The sequence below is a fragment of the Sulfitobacter sp. HI0040 genome, from assembly GCF_001634885.1.
Lineage (GTDB): Bacteria > Pseudomonadota > Alphaproteobacteria > Rhodobacterales > Rhodobacteraceae > Sulfitobacter.
Genome location: NZ_LWEX01000509.1, coordinates 1 through 283, shown reverse-complemented (window position 1 = coordinate 283; position 283 = coordinate 1). Strand labels below are relative to the sequence as shown.

1 protein-coding gene is annotated in these 283 nt (G+C 65.4%); it reads right to left on the bottom strand.

Going from position 1 to position 283, the window contains the following annotated elements:
* A partial coding sequence (locus A3728_RS19830; RefSeq protein WP_150120907.1) for a lytic transglycosylase domain-containing protein occupies window positions 1-283 on the bottom strand: 283 nt, incomplete at both ends.

Sequence of the window (283 nt, the reverse complement as noted above, 5' to 3'; positions counted from 1 at the left end):
CCGCCGCGCAGGTTGTCTTTGACATTATAGCGGTCGACGCCAAGATCGGAGGCGGTGCCGGGCATGAGCTGGGTCAACCCATAAGCCCCGACCGGACTTTCGGCGGCGACGTTGAAGCGGCTTTCCTGCTTGATCAGGGCCTGGAAAAGGCAGCGCCATTGGGTGGCCGAGAGACCCGCGCGGGCCACACCGGGGGCGCCTGCGAATTCCCCCGCGACCTCGACGATCATCATCTCGACTGTTTCGCGGCCCTCGCCGAAGAGGCGGCTGTTCATCGGGCTAG